Source organism: Rhizobium sp. P2_G2, assembly GCF_056403555.1.
This window is the reverse complement of record NZ_JBFUFF010000039.1, coordinates 21725-36696: the sequence shown is the minus strand read 5'-3', so window position 1 is coordinate 36696 and position 14972 is coordinate 21725. Positions and strand designations below refer to the sequence as shown.

The 14972-nt window shown below is 59.8% G+C and carries 18 protein-coding genes; 2 read left to right on the top strand and 16 right to left on the bottom strand.

The window, feature by feature from the left end; all coding sequences use genetic code 11:
• Position 1: 1 nt before the first annotated feature.
• The 16 genes from AC1D06_RS23995 to flgF form a co-directional block, all read right to left on the bottom strand.
• Complete coding sequence (locus AC1D06_RS23995) at positions 2-970, bottom strand: flagellin N-terminal helical domain-containing protein (RefSeq protein ID WP_477877612.1); 969 nt, start codon at positions 968-970, stop codon at positions 2-4.
• A gap of 378 nt (positions 971-1348) precedes the next feature.
• On the bottom strand, positions 1349-2317 hold the full coding sequence (locus AC1D06_RS23990) for a flagellin N-terminal helical domain-containing protein (protein ID WP_477877611.1): 969 nt from the start codon (positions 2315-2317) through the stop codon (positions 1349-1351).
• 284 nt (positions 2318-2601) lie between these two features.
• On the bottom strand, positions 2602-3564 hold the full coding sequence (locus tag AC1D06_RS23985) for a flagellin N-terminal helical domain-containing protein (protein WP_477877610.1): 963 nt from the start codon (positions 3562-3564) through the stop codon (positions 2602-2604).
• 268 nt (positions 3565-3832) lie between these two features.
• Positions 3833-4588 carry a flagellar type III secretion system pore protein FliP gene (gene fliP, locus AC1D06_RS23980; RefSeq protein ID WP_477877609.1) on the bottom strand — a complete coding sequence of 252 codons (756 nt, stop codon included), beginning with the start codon at positions 4586-4588 and terminating at the stop codon, positions 3833-3835.
• Positions 4585-5088, bottom strand: coding sequence for a flagellar basal body-associated FliL family protein (locus tag AC1D06_RS23975; protein ID WP_477877608.1), 504 nt, complete (start codon positions 5086-5088; stop codon positions 4585-4587). The genes fliP and AC1D06_RS23975 overlap by 4 nt, the downstream gene beginning before the upstream one ends.
• 47 nt (positions 5089-5135) lie before the next feature.
• A complete protein-coding gene (gene flgH / locus AC1D06_RS23970; protein ID WP_477877607.1) occupies positions 5136-5849 on the bottom strand; it encodes a flagellar basal body L-ring protein FlgH in 714 nt (237 codons plus the stop codon).
• Positions 5846-6388, bottom strand: coding sequence for a MotE family protein (locus AC1D06_RS23965; protein ID WP_477988299.1), 543 nt, complete (start codon positions 6386-6388; stop codon positions 5846-5848). The genes flgH and AC1D06_RS23965 overlap by 4 nt, the downstream gene beginning before the upstream one ends.
• The gene (locus tag AC1D06_RS23960; RefSeq protein ID WP_477877605.1) at positions 6388-7506 is read right to left on the bottom strand and encodes a flagellar basal body P-ring protein FlgI; all 1119 of its coding nucleotides are present in this window, start codon (positions 7504-7506) and stop codon (positions 6388-6390) included. Before AC1D06_RS23960 ends, AC1D06_RS23965 begins: the two co-directional genes overlap by 1 nt.
• Positions 7503-7997: a flagellar basal body P-ring formation chaperone FlgA gene (gene flgA, locus AC1D06_RS23955; RefSeq protein ID WP_477877604.1), complete on the bottom strand. Its 495-nt coding sequence runs from the start codon at positions 7995-7997 to the stop codon at positions 7503-7505. The genes AC1D06_RS23960 and flgA overlap by 4 nt, the downstream gene beginning before the upstream one ends.
• 14 nt (positions 7998-8011) lie before the next feature.
• Entirely contained in the window at positions 8012-8803 is a 792-nt protein-coding gene (gene flgG / locus AC1D06_RS23950; protein ID WP_477877603.1) for a flagellar basal-body rod protein FlgG, read from the bottom strand.
• An 8-nt stretch (positions 8804-8811) separates the two neighbouring features.
• Positions 8812-9141 (bottom strand): flagellar hook-basal body complex protein FliE, encoded by a 330-nt coding sequence (gene fliE, locus AC1D06_RS23945; protein WP_477988297.1) that lies wholly within the window; start codon positions 9139-9141, stop codon positions 8812-8814.
• The gene (gene flgC, locus AC1D06_RS23940; RefSeq protein ID WP_477877626.1) at positions 9138-9557 is read right to left on the bottom strand and encodes a flagellar basal body rod protein FlgC; all 420 of its coding nucleotides are present in this window, start codon (positions 9555-9557) and stop codon (positions 9138-9140) included. Before flgC ends, fliE begins: the two co-directional genes overlap by 4 nt.
• Positions 9558-9565: 8 nt before the next feature.
• Entirely contained in the window at positions 9566-9949 is a 384-nt protein-coding gene (gene flgB, locus AC1D06_RS23935; protein WP_477988295.1) for a flagellar basal body rod protein FlgB, read from the bottom strand.
• Positions 9950-10146: 197 nt separating this feature from the next.
• Complete coding sequence (locus AC1D06_RS23930) at positions 10147-10716, bottom strand: flagellar protein (protein WP_477877600.1); 570 nt, start codon at positions 10714-10716, stop codon at positions 10147-10149.
• A gap of 1 nt (position 10717) precedes the next feature.
• Positions 10718-12124, bottom strand: coding sequence for a flagellar protein export ATPase FliI (gene fliI, locus AC1D06_RS23925; protein WP_477877599.1), 1407 nt, complete (start codon positions 12122-12124; stop codon positions 10718-10720).
• Between the two features lie 21 nt (positions 12125-12145).
• Entirely contained in the window at positions 12146-12871 is a 726-nt protein-coding gene (flgF, locus tag AC1D06_RS23920) for a flagellar basal-body rod protein FlgF (protein WP_477877598.1), read from the bottom strand.
• Positions 12872-13095: 224 nt separating this feature from the next.
• On the opposite strand from flgF, the gene motA reads away from it, so the two are divergent.
• Complete coding sequence (gene motA / locus AC1D06_RS23915; RefSeq protein WP_477877597.1) at positions 13096-13962, top strand: flagellar motor stator protein MotA; 867 nt, start codon at positions 13096-13098, stop codon at positions 13960-13962.
• Positions 13963-13981: 19 nt separating this feature from the next.
• Complete coding sequence (locus tag AC1D06_RS23910) at positions 13982-14917, top strand: FliM/FliN family flagellar motor switch protein (protein ID WP_477877596.1); 936 nt, start codon at positions 13982-13984, stop codon at positions 14915-14917.
• The last annotated feature ends 55 nt before the right edge of the window (positions 14918-14972 follow it).

The window sequence follows — 14972 nt, the reverse complement described above, 5'->3', positions numbered from 1 at the left end:
CTTACTTGAAGAGCGCGAGGATGTTTTCGGCGTTCGAATTGGCGATCGACAGTGACTGGATGCCGAGTTGCTGCTGCGTTTGCAAAGCCTTCAACTTGGTCGATTCCTCGTTCATGTCGGCGTCGACCAGTCGGCCGATACCCTTGTCGATCACGTCCATCAGCGTCGAGACGAAATTATTCTGCGCGGTGATGCGCGAATTGATGGAACCCAGCGTTGCTGCCGAGTCGGTCAATGTACTCAGCATCTTGTCGACAGCGGAGATCATGCCGTCGAGATTTTCTGGCGCGGTGGTGGTGTCGAGTTTGATTTCCGTGCCGCTGGCGGGCGTCGTCGATGTGGCATCAAGCAGGAAGTAGCTCGCCTGAATGGTCGACGTCGAGTTCGGATCCCCCTGGGAGACGCTCACCGCCGCGGTGAGAATGCCCTCCTGGGCGTCGTCCTTGTCGATCAGCGTCGAGGTCGACGTATCGAATTTGAGCGTCTCGACCGACACGGTGCCGTCCGAAGCACGATTGAAGGAGCCGACCATTTCGACGGTGCCCGGAGGCGTGGTGGTGTCGTTGAACAGCCAGTTCTCGCCGGAGAATGAAGCAGATTCCGAAATGGACTGCAACTGACTCTTGAGCTCTTTCAACTCTTCATTGATTTTATTCTTGTCGACCCCGGGTTCGCGTGCGGCTACGAGCTTGGCCTTGATCTCGCTGACGACGTCGATCGCGGAATTGAGACCGGTATAGGCGGTGTCGGTCTTGGCAGCGCCGAGGCCGAGTGCGTCCTGCACCGTCGACAGCGCCTTGTTGTCGGAACGCATCGTCGTGGCGATGGACCAATATGCAGCATTGTCCGACGCGGTTTCGACCCGGTAGCCCGAGGAAATACGCTGCTGCGTGGTTTCCATTTTGCTGTTAATGTCACGAAGAGTTTGCAGCGCCGCCATGGCGGCGGTGTTGGTCATCATGCTGGCCATTGATTTTGCCCTACCTGGAGTTTCGCGGACATTCCGGAACTTGATACCGGCAACGGCAGAAGCGCATCATGCTCTCGGTCGCCGCTCTTGCCCTGGACGACCCGTCTGCCATTCTTTAATTTTATGTAAAGACTTATGGTTAATCAACGGTTAACGGGCGTCGCGAATTTTTTAATTCATATTTAAGATTCAGCCAACCGATAAGTTGCAGCGGACTGCCGCCGTTTTACCGAATTATTTCAATGCCTTGCGGGACAGCACCGATACTCGTCATTACAGCATATTCTAATTTAGAACCGTTCCACATCCCGAATGCAAAGCGCCGGCGGCTGCAAAGGCAGCCGCCGGCGTCATTCGACCGAAAAGTGATTCGAAATCTTAACGGAAGAGCTGGAGGATGTTGTCGGCGTTGGAATTGGCGATCGACAGCGACTGGATGCCGAGCTGCTCCTGCGTCTGCAACGCCTTGAGCTTGGTCGACTCTTCGTTCATGTCGGCGTCGACGAGGCGACCGACACCCTTGTCGATCGTGCTCATCAGATCTCCGACGAAGTTGTTCTGCAGCTCGATGCGCATGTTGGTCGAACCGATGACCGACGCAGAATTGGTCATATTCATGAGCATTTCGTCGACTGCGGAAATCATGCCGTCGATATCCTGGGACGTCGTGGTGGCGTCGAGCTTGATCTCGGTGCCAGCAGGGGAAACGGATGCGCCGGTACCGACATTGAGCAGGTAGTAAGTGTTCGTCGTGTTGCCGGTGCTGGTGGCAACGGCGACCGAAGTGTCGGCGGTCAGCAGGCCCTTGGTCGAGTCATACTTGTCAACCAGGGTCGACGTGGCGGTATCGAACTGCAGAAGACCGACGGAAACGGTGTTGTCTGACTTGCGGTTGAACGAACCGACCATTTCGACCGTGGTATTGGCGGTCGAGTCATCGTTGTAGAGCCAATTCTGGCCGGAGAACGAAGCCGATTGCGAAATCGAGAACAGCTGGTTCTTGAGCTCGGTCAGTTCAGAGTTCACCTTGCCCTTGTCGACGCCCGGTTCGCGAGCGGCCACCAGCTTGGCCTTGATCTCTGACACCACGTCGATGGCGGAGTTAAGACCGGTATAGGCCGTGTCGGTCTTGGCGGCACCGAGGCCGAGGGCGTCCTGAACGGTGGAGAGCGCCTTGTTGTCCGACCGCATGGTCGTGGCGATCGACCAATAAGCTGCGTTGTCCGCAGCCTTGCCAACCCGATAGCCAGAAGAAATATGGGCCTGGGTATCTTCCATATTCTGGCTGATGGTCCGCAACGTGCTGAGAGCCGCCATTGCGGAAGTGTTCGTCATAATGCTCGTCATTGCTGTCCTGCCCCTCTTGGTACGGGAAAATGAAAGGGACATTCCGGGCTACTGGTACCGGCAAACGGCGGAAGGGCATCATGCCTGTTAGCGTCTCTGTTTGGCTAACCCGACGTTCGTTGAGTTCCAATAAACACCCATATGGTTAAGGAACATTGAAGCGTGAGACGCTATTAACCACGTTTGTTAGCTATGTTTTTTAAGGAAAAATTGGCGATGAATTTTAACCAAAAATAAAGCCGCCCGGTTTGCCGGGCGGCCAGTTGTCAGATCTGCGTTTCCGATTAGCGGAAGAGCTGCAGGATGTTCTGAGAGTCGGAGTTTGCGATCGACAGCGCCTGGATGCCGAGCTGCTGCTGGGTCTGCAGGGCCTTGAGCTTGGTCGATTCCTCGTTCATGTCGGCATCAACGAGGCGGCCAACGCCCTTGTCGATCGTGTCCATGAGGTTGGAAACGAAGTCGTTCTGCATGCCGATTCGGGTGTTGGCTGCACCGAGATTGGCGGCGGTGTCCGTCATCGAGCTGAGCATGGAGTCGACCGCGGAGATCATGCCGTCGATGTCCGTGTTGGTGGTCGAGGCATCCAGCTTGATTTCGGTGCCGCTCGGGCCGGTCGCGGCACTGACGTTGAGCAGGTAGTAGCTGTTGGTGGTGTTACCGGTGCTGGTAACGACCGTCGTGGAGTGGTCGGCGGTCAGCAGACCGAGCGAGGAGTCGTTGGTGTCGATCAGCGTCGAGGTGGCGCTGTCGAATGTGAGCACGCCGACCGAGACGGCACCCGTGTCGGAGCGGTTGAACGAGCCGACCATTTCAACGGTGGTGTTGGCGGTCGAGTCGGCGTTGTAAAGCCAATTCTGGCCAGAGAACGAAGCCGATTGCGAAACCGACTGCAGCTGGCTTTTCAGTTCGGTCAGTTCGGCGTTCACCTTGGTCTTGTCCACGCCCGGTTCGCGGGCGGCAACGAGCTTGGTCTTGATCGTGTTCATCACGTCGATGGCCGAGTTCAGGCCGGTATAGGCCGTGTCCGTCTTGGCGGAAGCGAGGCCGAGCGCGTCCTGGACGGTGCCCATCGCAGCCTTGTCGGACTTCATCGTGGTGGCGATCGACCAGTAAGCGGCGTTGTCGGACGCCGATTGGACGCGATAACCAGACGAGATGTGGTTCTGCGTCGTGTTCATCTGTTCATCGATGGAACGCAGCGTCTTCAGGGCGGACAGAGCGGAGACGTTAGTGATGATGCTAGACATTGGGGGGTTGTCCCTTTTTACGAGTTACAAATCTAGGGACATGCCGGACTCGAACAAACTTACCGGCACGGCGTTTCGGCATCATGCCAAAGGTCCGCCCTCTTTCGGCTTCAGACCTCATCGTCGTGTGAGGGCCAATATCGGAGCCAGAGCTTGCCAAGCTCTTAATTTCGGGCTTTGCAGTTTAGCCACCGGTTAATGTGGTTAAAAAACGACAAATATCCGAATTTCCTGGGAAATTCGGCTTAAAACGATGCAATTTAGGGTGTCAGTTGAACGATCGGACGAGGCTGCCAACCAGAAGGTTCCAGCCGTCGATCAGGACGAAGAACAGAACCTTGAACGGCAGCGAGATCGATGTCGGCGGCAGCATCATCATGCCCATGGCCATGGTGATCGTCGCCACGATCAGGTCGATGACCAGGAAAGGCAGCACGATCAGGAAGCCGATTTCGAAGCCCCGGCGGATTTCCGAGATCATGAAGGCGGGCACGAGCACGCGGAGATCAGGCGCACCATTGGTGACGGCCGGCTGGCCGCGCTCGGCAGCAATGTCGGCGAAGAGTTTCAAATCCTTGTCGCGCGTGTTGGCGGCCATGAAATCGCGGAAGGGAATGGAAATGCGCCGGATCGCTTCGCCTTCGTCGATCTGGGAGGCGAGCAGTGGCTGGGCGCCGGTGGTCCAGGCACGCTCGAGCGTCGGAGACATGACGAAGAAGGTCATGAACAGCGCGAGGCTTGTCAGGATCATGTTGGACGGCGTCGTCGACAGGCCCATGCCGGAGCGCAGGATCGAAAAGGCGATGATGAATCGGGGAAAACTCGTCACCATCACCAGGATGCCGGGCGCCACCGACAGGATCGTCAGCAGGCCGAAGGTGCGGATGATCCAGCTCGCCACCGAGCCGTTGATCGGCGTGTTGAGAATGTCCGGTGTCGTGGTCTGCGCGTGCGCGGCGCCGGTGCTGCATGCTAGGCAGAGAACAGTCAAAAACAACAGCGATTTCAGGACACGCGGGCTCATTGGATCACAAATGTCCTGAACAGAATCTTCGAAATCTTGCCCTCGGAGATCAGGTCGGCACGATCCTGCAGATCCTCCTTGAGATATTGGAAACCGCGCGGTCCCTCGATCTGCTGCAGCGTCACCGTCCTCAGATAGAGCATGATGTCCTGGTGAATGGCCTCGGCAAGCTTCGGATCTGGCTTGTCCTTGAACAGCAGTGCCACGTCGAGCCGTACCCATTTGTCGCTCGGATAGGCGAGATTGGTGAGGATCGGCTCAAGCTGGGTGACACCGGTCTCGTCCGCGCTCAGCATCGGCAGGCCGTCATCGGGCTTCTTGCTCTTCTCCTCAGCCGCAGCTGGCTCAAGCTTCTTCGGCACGTTGACGACCGGTGACAGCATCTGGCCAAGAAACCAACCGCCGGCACCGGCAATGACGGTCACGACCGCGACCGCGGCGATCGTCACCAACAGCGCGGATTTCTTCTTGGGCTCGGGGCCTTCGATCGCGTCAACCATGGTTCATCCGTGCCCCGGGGGCCTTGTTGCAAGAGTTTCCCGCCGCATCACATCGGCGAGAAAATATCGAGGAACTGCTGCCCGACCGGTGGGTTTTGAACTTCCGTGAGCCGTCCGCGGCCGCCGTAGGAGATGCGAGCTTCGGCGATCTTGTCGTAGGAAATCCTGTTGTTGGCGTCGACGTCGAGCGGCCGGACGATACCGGCGATGTTGAGCACGCGCAGTTCCTGATTGACCCGCACTTCCTGCGAGCCGCTGATCAGGAGATTGCCGTTGTCCATCTTGCCGGTGACGACGACGGCGACCTGCAACGTGATCTTTTCCTTGCGATCGATCGAGCCGTCACCCTTGGTCGAGGTCTCCGCGTCGTTGTTGATGTTGAGATCGAGGCCGAGCTTGTTGTTGGTGGTGTCGCCGCCGTCCAACCCGAACTTGCGGCTCCAGGTGCTGGAGCGGCTGCGGTCGGTCGTGTTGTCGAACGACGCCTGCTCGTCGATGTTGATGGTGACCGTCAGGATGTCGCCGACATTGAGCGCGCGCGCATCCTTGAACAGCGCCGCCCTGTTGTCGTTCCATAGCGAATAGCCGGTCGCCGTGTCCTGTGGCTGCTTCGGATAGAGCGCCAGGGAATTGGTCTTGGTGAATTGCAGGCCGGTACCAACCGGACTCATCGAGGGCGCACGGCCGAGCTCGGTGACCGATTGCGTACTGCAGCCTGCGAGAGGGATCAGGACCGTCAGGGCGGCGATCTTTGATTTCATGACGGATTCCTTGGCGTGTCGTCGCGCTGCTGCATCGCCGACATGATGGCGGTCACCATGGCGGCTTTCTTCGGCTCCATCTCGGTCAGGATCAGGCTCGACTGGGCAGGCTTGAGCTTGACGATGATCGCCGAGACGATGCTTGGATCGAGCAGGTTCATTTGCGCGGCGGCGGCATCGGGCGGCATCTTCTTGTAGATGTCGACCAGGCCAGCATTCGCCGCCTTGAGGAATTGGGTGCGCTTGTTGAGCCAGGTCTCGTATTCGGTCTTGCGCTTTTCGAGAATGGCGATGCGGTCATTGACCTGGGACTGGAGCTTGGTCAGCTCTTCCTTCTGCAGCTGGTAGCGCTGATCGCGGGCCGCGTCGGCGATGTTGTTGCAGAAGGTCTTGATCTCCTCGCGCGCCGTTTTGACCGCCGGCTTCGGCTCGCCGGACTTGTCCTCGGCGAGAGCGCCGGAGATCGGCGCGGCCGCGAGGCAGAGCCCCGCGAGCGCCAGAGTGCGGATTGCCAGAGTTTTGAGAGTGCCTGATGTCATCATTGCAAGACGAGCTCCGCCTGTAATGCGCCTGCCGATTTGATGCCCTGGAGGATGGCGATGATGCCGTCAGGCTTCACGCCGATGCTGTTGAGCCCCGAAACCAATGTCTTGAGGTCCGAGCCCTTGAGGATCGCCACCTTGGTGTTGGCCTGCTGCGCGACGATATCCGTCTGCGGCTGCACGGCCGTCTGGCCGTTGGAGAAAGGCAGCGGCTGCACCACTGTCGGGTTCTCGCTGACCTGCACCGTGAGCGTGCCGTAACTGACCGCGACTTCCGATATCCGCACGTCGGCGCCGATGACGATGGTTCCGGTTCGCTCGTTGACCACCACCTTGGCCGGCGTGTCGGTATCGATCACGAGGTTTTCGACTTCCGCCATCAGGCGTGCGAGGTCCGCCTGCCTGGGCTTCTCGATCACCACTTCCTGGCTGTCGTTGACGGTGGCAATCGGGCCGCCATAGGTCGTCTTGGCAAACTGGTTGATGGCGTCGGTCATGCGCACGGCGGTGGAGAAATCCGGGTTGCGCAGCTGCAGGACCAGGTTGGCCGAGTCCTTGAAGCGCGACGGCAGCGGCCGCTCGATGATGGCGCCGTTCGGCACACGGCCGGCGGTCGTCACACCTTGGGTAAGCTTGGCTGCGTCACCCGTCGCCGAAAAACCGGAAACGATGATCGGTCCCTGCGCCACCGCATAGATCTGGCCATCGGCGCCGGTGAGCGAGGTCATGACCAGCGTACCGCCGCGCAGCGACGTGGCGTCGCCGAGAGAGCTGACGGAAACGTCCATACGGCTGCCGGGGCTGGCAAAGGGTGGCAGCGAGGCGGTGACCATGACAGCGGCGATGTTCTTGGTGCGGTTGTCGCCGCCCTGAGTCGAGATGCCGAGATTCTGCAGCATCGCCCTGAGCGACTGTTCCGTAAACGGCGCGTTCCTGAGGCTGTCGCCGGTGCCCTGCAGGCCGACGACGAGACCGTAGCCGATCAGCTGGTTGTCGCGCCCTGCCTGAAGCGAAGCAACGTCCTTGATGCGCGCCGTCGCCATCGCGTCGGCATAGTCAGGCCAGAGCGTGGCGAGAGCGAAGACAGCGACCAGGAGCTTGACGAACTGCTTCATTTCTGCGCCACCAATATCGTTCCGTCGGCGAGCACCGTGCCGCTGACAATGGCGCCGGAATCGGCGTTGCGCACCTGGATCACGTCACCGATATTGCCGTCGCCGAGCGGCACGCCGGATGCCGTGATGCGCAGGGTGCCGTTGTCGAAGATCATCACTGCCTTGTCGCCGCGCCTGACCGTATAGGGCTTGCGCAACGCGGAGATCATGATCGTGCGGCCCGGCAGCAGCGTGCGAGTGGTGATCATGCCGTCGACCTCTTCGGCCGACCGGGCATAGCCCTCGATCAGATTCGGATTGGTGACCGCAACGACCTCGATCTGGTCGGCGCCGATCAGTTGCCCCGGATAGATGATCGTGCGCGGAATGGCCGCCTTGCCGAGGTCGACCGCCTGCGCGGTGGCTCCCATGGCAAGTGCAAGCGTCAGCGGCAGGAGCAGGCCAGCCGCCTTGCTTGCGAGATTTTTGATATGCGCCAAGCCAAACGTCATGTTTGCCCGCCTTTTCAGGTTGTCATGCCTTTGCTGACCGTCTGAGCCATCTCATCGGCCGTGGTGATGACCTTGGAGTTCATTTCATAGGCGCGCTGCGCCGAGATCAACTCGGTGATTTCCTTGACCGGATCGACGTTGGAACCTTCGAGATAACCCTGCTGGGTATAGGCGAAGGATGGGTCGTTCGGCACGCCGACCACCGGATCGCCCGAGGCCACCGTCTGTTGGAACATGTTGTCGCCCAGTTCCTGCAGGCCAGCTTCGTTGGCGAAGTTGACGATCTGCAACTGGCCGAGCAGCGTCGGCGTCGTGGCAGTACCGACCGTCGCATAGATCTGGCCCGTCTTGTTGATCGAGACGTCGGTCGCGTTTACCGGAATGGTGATGTTCGGAACCACGGCGTTGCCGTCGATCGTCACCAGCTCGCCATTCTCGTTCTTGTTGAAAGCGCCGTCGCGCGTGTACTTGATCGTGCCATCCGGCATCTGGATCTGGAAGAAACCACGGCCGACGAGCGCGAGGTCGAGCGGGTTGCCGGTCTGAACCAGGTCACCTTCCGTGTGCAGGTTGCGCACCGCAGAGAGCTTGACGCCGAGGCCGATATTGACGCCTTCCGGCACCGTCGACTGGTTGGCCTCGTTGGCCACGCCGGGAGCGCGGTCGGTCTGATAGAGCAGATCGGTAAATTCGGCGCGAGAGCGCTTGTAGCCGGTCGTATTGATATTGGCGATGTTGTTGGCGATGACTTCCAGATTGGTCTGCTGGGCGTTCATGCCGGTGGCTGCGATGGCGAGGGCTCTCATGATTTACCTCAGATTGGCATCTTGACGACGTCAAGATAGGCCGAAACGATCTTGTCGCGGAACGCCATGGCGGTCTGCAGTGTCTGGTTGGCCGTCATCACCGATTCGACCACTTCGCGGACGCTTGCCTTGCCGAGGATGCCGTCCGAGGATTTCTTCTCGGCGTCCTTGAGGTTGGTCTCGAAGGTATTGCCGAGGTCTTTCATATAATCGGCGAAGGAGGCACCGGGGACCGCGCTGGTCTCGGCGGCCGGCTTGGTAAGTTCGATGTCGCTCGTGCTTTTGAGCTGCGATGCCAGCGAAGCTGCAGTTGAGAGCGGGGAAATGGCATCTATCATGACGAGGACCTCAGGAGATCGATGGTCGAGGAGATCAGATCGCGCGCCTGGCGGATCGATTGCAGGTTGGCTTCGTAGGAACGATTGGCTTCCCGCATGTCGGCCATTTCGACAAGCACGTTGACATTCGGATATTTCACCATGCCCTTGGCGTCCGCCGCCGGATTGCCGGGATCATATTCCTGGATGAAGGGCGTGGTATCCTTGCCGATCTTGTCGACCTGGACTGTCGTGACGCCGTTGGCGCGGTCGAGCTCCTGAGAGAAGGTGATCGTCTTGCGCTGATAGGGATCGCCGCCGGGAGAGGTGGCGGTGGAGCGCGCATTGGCAAGGTTTTCCGAAACGATGCGCAGGCGCGTGGAATCTGCCGAAAGACCTGAAGAGGAGATTTTCAGCGATGCGGACAATGGATCCATCATCTTGATCAACCCTTCCTGACGGTCGTGAGCATCATCTGGTTGAATGCCTTGACGATGCCGGTGTTGAGGTCGTAGTCGCGCTTGACCATGCCCTCCTTCTCCAACTCGCCGGACAGGTCGACCGAGTTGCCTGACAGTTGCGAGGTGGCACCCTTGTCGATACCGGATTCGACGACATAGGTGTCGCCGGGCGAGTCGACGAAGTGCATGGGGCTGGTTGCCGCCATCGGTAATTGCGTGTTGTCCAGTACCTGGTCGAAGGGCGCCACGTCCTTGGCCTTGTAGGCCGGCGTGTTCGCATTGGCGATGTTACTGGATACGACTGTCTGGCGGGTTTGAAGCCACTCCGCCTGTCGTGACGCCAATTCAAAGAGCTGAATAGGCTGCATAGGTGATCTCCGTCTTCATGACCGAACTATCGTCTTCATGACTGATGTGACCCTACGGGGATAATCTTGCGCGGGACTTGCACCCCGAAACCCAAGAAAATACCGGTTTCCTAACGATTTTCACTGATCCAAGTCTGCAAGCCAAACGAGGCCGGAAGCAGTGGCTTCCAGCCTCGTCCGCCGTCCCCGCTCAAAACTTATTTGCGCTTGCCGTCGCTGTCGTAAATGTCGCCCTTGTCGGTCAGCAGCGTCCACTGGCCGTCTTGTTCCTCGAACGAGGCAACCTTCGACTGATCGGGCAACGGCGAGCCGGGTTCGACCACATAGACGCCGTTCTCATCCTCGATCAGCGCCTTGCCCTTGGCGACATGCAGGAGATGGAAGCGGTTGCCGGGATTCGGGAAGGGCTGGTTGACCGCATCCGGGTCGCCCTTGATCTTCGTCTCGTCGAGGCCCGGCACCGTGCCAGTGAAGATCGGATCGCTGGCGTCCGGGTTCTTCGCTGCTACGCCATTGTTGGTGAAAGCGGTCGGTGTCTGGCTGAAGGTCTTGCGTTCGGACCAGCCGGGAAAGTTGCGCGAGATCATCGACACCGTGGCGCCGATGCCGAACTTGGCCGAATTGAAGAACACATACCAGGGGAAAAAGGCCGCCGATAGCGCCAGTGCCGCACCAGAATAGCCGATGATACGGTCAGCGGTCCAGAAGCGCTTGCGCTTCACTTCCTTTGCCGGCGCTACCGGCTCTGCGACGTCGGGTTCGATCATGTTACCTCTGCCTTAGGGCATTGCCAGCGGTCGCCTGGTTCTGCGCGGCGGCATTCTTGAGAGCCACCGCCATGTCGGCGAAGGCGTCGCGCGAGGGGCGCTCGCCGGGTGTCTGTTTCAGGACTTCGTAAATCGGCGGCACCTGCTTGACCGCCATGTCGAGATCGGGATCAGCCCCCGGGCGGTAGCCGCCGATGAGCCGGAGATCACGCGTTTCCTCGTAGCGGTGGATCAGCGATTTGAGCCGCGACACCAGCTTTTCTTCGTCCGGTGTCCAGACTTTACGGGCCAGACGCGAGATCGAGGCCAGCGGATCGATCGGTGGGTAGCGGCCCTCCTCGGCAAGCGCACGGTCGAGAACGATATGGCCATCGAGAATGCCGCGGGTGGAGTCGGCGATCGGGTCGTTGTGATTATCGCCGTCGACCAGGATCGAGATGATCGCGGTGATGCTGCCGGTGCCTTCCGGTCCGGGACCGGCGCGCTCGAGCAATTTCGGCATCTCGGTGAACACCGAAGCGGGATAGCCGCGCGCCACCGGCGGCTCGCCCGATGCCGTCGCCACTTCGCGGATCGCATGCGCGAAGCGGGTGACGGAATCGACGATCAGCAGGACATTGTGGCCCTCGTCACGGAAATGTTCGGCGATGGTGATCGCCGATAGCGGCGCCATCTTGCGCAACATCGGGCTTTCGTCGGACGTCGCCACGACGGCCACGGATTTCTGGATATTGGCGCCGAGCGTATCCTCTATGAATTCGCGCACTTCACGGCCGCGTTCGCCAACCAGCGCGATCACCACCTTGTCAAAGGCGTCGGCCCGGGCCAGCATGGACAGCAGCGTCGATTTGCCGACGCCGGATCCGGCAAAGATGCCCAGACGCTGGCCAAGGCAAAGCGGCGAGAAAATATCGATGGCGCGTACGCCGGTCTTGAAGCCCTTGGAGACACGCTGCCGCGTCATCGACGGCGGCGCCATGTTGGAAATCGACCGCGCTTTCGGACCGTGATCGAGCGGGCCGAGACCATCGATCGGTTCGCCGAGCGAATTGATGGTGCGGCCGCACCAGCTGTCGGTCGGCGACAGCCGGAAGGCGCCGCGGCGCAGGATGAGATCGCCGATGCCGATCGGCTCGCCCGGCTCGATCGGGCAGACATAGGCGATATCGGGCTCGACCCGCACGACCTCGCCGAGATGCACGCCGGTCTTGCTCTGATGGGCGACGAATTCGCCAAGCCGCACATGCTGCGAAAGACCGCTGACCGTATAATGGCCGGCAGCGATCGTCTTCACCCGGCCGCCGTGATTGACGAGCGCGTCGGGGCGCATGAAGCGGCGGAGCACGCCGGCCAGGTCGGCCAGCCTGCGGTCCGCATCGCTTTCAGTTTCTTCATCGATCTCGACCATGTGCCGCAGACTCCGTCCCGATTACTTGGCGCCGCCGAGCGTCTTGATCGCGTCGTTCATCGAGCTCTCGCTGTTGCGCATGAGCTGCGAGACGTAATCGAAGTTGCGGGAGATATTGATCAACTGCGTCATCTGCAGGATCGGGTTGACATTGGCTTCCTCAACGAAGCCCTGCAGCACGCCGATCTTGGAATCGTTGACCACCGGCTCCGGCTGCTGGCCTGGGATGATCGCCGTATTGCCGACACGGGTGAAATTCGGGCCGATATTGGCGGTGAACAGGCCGAGTGTCGCCACGGGAGAGCCGTTCTGGTAGAGGATGCCGTCCTTGGAAACGTTCGGCGGGCCGGCTTGCGGATTGAGCTGGATCGGCGCGCCGCTGGCATCGAGGACCGGATAGCCTTCCAGCGTGACGATATCGCCGGTATCGAGCATAGAGAAGCGGCCATCCTTGGTGAGTGCACTGCCCTGCGGCGAATCCACCGAGAACCAGGCGTCGCCGCGGATGGCGAAATCGAGTGGATTGCCCGTCTGCGTAATGGCGCCGTTGTCGGTCGAGAGATATTCCTGGCCAGGCGAGACATAGTCGACTTTCGCGCCCTCGACGCGGGTCATGACGTCATCGAACTTGGTTTGCGTTGCCCTGAAGCCGACCGTGTTCATGTTGGCAAGGTTGTCGGCGAGGGTATTGAGGCGCTTTTCCAATGAAATCTGCGAGGAAAGTGCGACGTAGAGACCCGATTGCATTTCGGCTTTACCTCCGGCGGCCCGTCATGGACTGCGACATAGTAACGATCGATCTGCCAAACGGCACGCGTGCACGCACCCACTGACATGAAGCCAATCTGCGCGCATTTGCTTGTGCGAGGCTTTTGCCGCAAAGCCGTGGTTTTCCCGCCCCGAACAGGTTCACGCAAGGCAGGAAACGTATTCCGACAACAGTATTTCAGAGTGAGCTGGGGCGACGCAGCATGAATATCATTATCGGATTGGTCATCGTTTTCGGCTGTATCATAGGCAGCTTCATGGCAGGTGGCGGCCATGTCAGCGTGTTGTGGCAGCCTTACGAATTCATCGTCATCATCGGCGCCGGCATCGGCGCCTTCATCGCCGGCAACCCGCTGAAAGTCATCAAGGACTCCGGCAACGCAATGGGCGAAGCCTTCAAGAACGCCGTGCCGAAGGACCGCAACTATCTCGACACGCTCGGCGTGCTCTACGCCCTGATGCGCGACCTGCGCACCAAGTCGCGCAACGAGATCGAAGCCCATATCGACAATCCGGACGAATCCTCGATCTTCCAGACCGCGCCGACCATCCTGAAGAACAAGGAATTGACCGCGTTCATTTGTGACTATGTGCGCCTCATCATCATCGGCAATGCACGCAGCCACGAGATCGAAGCGTTGATGGATGAGGAAATCCAGACCATCGAGTACGATAAGATGAAGTCCTACAACGCGCTGCAGAACATGGGCGATGCCTTCCCGGCCATCGGCATCGTCGCCGCCGTTCTCGGCGTTATCCACGCCATGGGCGCGATCACCGAACCGCCGGAAGTTCTCGGCCACCTGATCGGCGCGGCGCTTGTCGGTACGTTCACCGGTATTCTCGTGTCCTACTGCATCGTCAATCCGCTCTGCTCGATGATCAAGTCCGTGCGGACCAAGCAGAATCGGCTATATGTGATCGTCAAGCAGACGCTGATCGCCTACATGAACGGCTCGGTTCCGCAGGTGGCGCTCGAATATGGCCGCAAGACGATTTCTTCTCACGAACGCCCCTCCATCGACGCCGTCGAACAGGAAATGATGAATCCCGGCGGGCAGGCAGCCTGATGAATAAAGGGAAAAAGCAATGACTGCTCAGGTCCCGTCCATCGATCCGCAGATTTTCGCTTTGCTGACCGGCCAGCTCGGTTCACGCCAGGCGGTCGGCAAAATCTGCAGCGAATTCGGCCAGGTGCTCGGCGCCTTCCTGCCCGACCTCGTTGAGCTCGAATCCCAGCTGAAGCTCGACTTCTCCTATGAAGGCTGCACGACCGGCTACAAGAACGATCTCATCGCCGATCTCGACGAATACATGATTCTGGTCGACGGCTCGCTCAAGAACTGGTGCCCCGATTTCACCATCGCCTGCTCCACGACCGTGATCATGGCGATGGTCGAGTGTCTGATGGGCGGCGACAAGACTGTGATCGTCGAGCCAGAAGCGCGGCCGGCCTCCTCGATCGAGCTCGAAATGGCGCCGATGGTCACCGACAAGATCGCCTCGGTGATCAAATCGGCGGTCAACGCGCCGGGCAATTACGAGCCCCTGCTTTCCAAGCCCTATAATGCCGCCAAGCGCCCCAAGCCGGCCGACGACTATGTCGACATGCATGCGGCGCAAATCCGCATGAAGGTGGAATTCGGCGCTGTGGTCAGCGAGTTTTCGGTGATCATCCCGCAGAAGACGCTGCTGAAGACAGTGGTCAAGGCCCCCGTGGCGGTCACCGCCGGTGCGAAGAACGGCCCCGACTGGAGCGATATTCTCAAAGAGCAGGTGCATCGCTCGGAAGTCCGGGTCGAGGCGCGCATCCATCTCACGCCGCTCAAGCTCGGCTCGATCGCCAAGCTGCAGCCAGGGGACGTGATCCCGTTCCTCGATGCCGGCGACGTCCATGTCCAGGTCGCCGCCAATGGCCGCGATCTCTATTCCTGCGAATTCGGCCGCTCCGGCGACCAATATACCGTCCGGGTGAAAGAAACGGCAGGCTCGGAGGAGGATCTTCTCCGTGACCTGCTCGGCTAAGCGTCGATCCGATCGGCATCCTGCCGACCACCACCTTTTGTTGAAGAAAAGCCTT

Bases quoted from the DNA above. Each gene is read 5' to 3' on its own strand.
- AC1D06_RS23965 (WP_477988299.1), bottom strand. From the start codon at position 6,388: ATGACATCAGGCACTCTCAAAACTCTGGCAATCCGCACTCTGGCGCTC.
- flgC (WP_477877626.1), bottom strand. From the start codon at position 9,557: ATGGATCCATTGTCCGCATCGCTGAAAATCTCCTCTTCAGGTCTTTCG.
- fliE (WP_477988297.1), bottom strand. From the start codon at position 9,141: ATGATAGATGCCATTTCCCCGCTCTCAACTGCAGCTTCGCTGGCATCG.
- AC1D06_RS23990 (WP_477877611.1), bottom strand. From the start codon at position 2,317: ATGACGAGCATTATGACGAACACTTCCGCAATGGCGGCTCTCAGCACG.
- AC1D06_RS23910 (WP_477877596.1), top strand. From the start codon at position 13,982: ATGACTGCTCAGGTCCCGTCCATCGATCCGCAGATTTTCGCTTTGCTG.
- AC1D06_RS23985 (WP_477877610.1), bottom strand. From the start codon at position 3,564: ATGTCTAGCATCATCACTAACGTCTCCGCTCTGTCCGCCCTGAAGACG.
- fliP (WP_477877609.1), bottom strand. From the start codon at position 4,588: ATGAGCCCGCGTGTCCTGAAATCGCTGTTGTTTTTGACTGTTCTCTGC.
- flgG (WP_477877603.1), bottom strand. From the start codon at position 8,803: ATGAGAGCCCTCGCCATCGCAGCCACCGGCATGAACGCCCAGCAGACC.
- AC1D06_RS23930 (WP_477877600.1), bottom strand. From the start codon at position 10,716: ATGATCGAACCCGACGTCGCAGAGCCGGTAGCGCCGGCAAAGGAAGTG.
- AC1D06_RS23995 (WP_477877612.1), bottom strand. From the start codon at position 970: ATGGCCAGCATGATGACCAACACCGCCGCCATGGCGGCGCTGCAAACT.
- motA (WP_477877597.1), top strand. From the start codon at position 13,096: ATGAATATCATTATCGGATTGGTCATCGTTTTCGGCTGTATCATAGGC.
- flgF (WP_477877598.1), bottom strand. From the start codon at position 12,871: ATGCAATCGGGTCTCTACGTCGCACTTTCCTCGCAGATTTCATTGGAA.
- flgB (WP_477988295.1), bottom strand. From the start codon at position 9,949: ATGCAGCCTATTCAGCTCTTTGAATTGGCGTCACGACAGGCGGAGTGG.
- AC1D06_RS23960 (WP_477877605.1), bottom strand. From the start codon at position 7,506: ATGAAGCAGTTCGTCAAGCTCCTGGTCGCTGTCTTCGCTCTCGCCACG.
- AC1D06_RS23975 (WP_477877608.1), bottom strand. From the start codon at position 5,088: ATGGTTGACGCGATCGAAGGCCCCGAGCCCAAGAAGAAATCCGCGCTG.
- flgH (WP_477877607.1), bottom strand. From the start codon at position 5,849: ATGAAATCAAAGATCGCCGCCCTGACGGTCCTGATCCCTCTCGCAGGC.
- flgA (WP_477877604.1), bottom strand. From the start codon at position 7,997: ATGACGTTTGGCTTGGCGCATATCAAAAATCTCGCAAGCAAGGCGGCT.
- fliI (WP_477877599.1), bottom strand. From the start codon at position 12,124: ATGGTCGAGATCGATGAAGAAACTGAAAGCGATGCGGACCGCAGGCTG.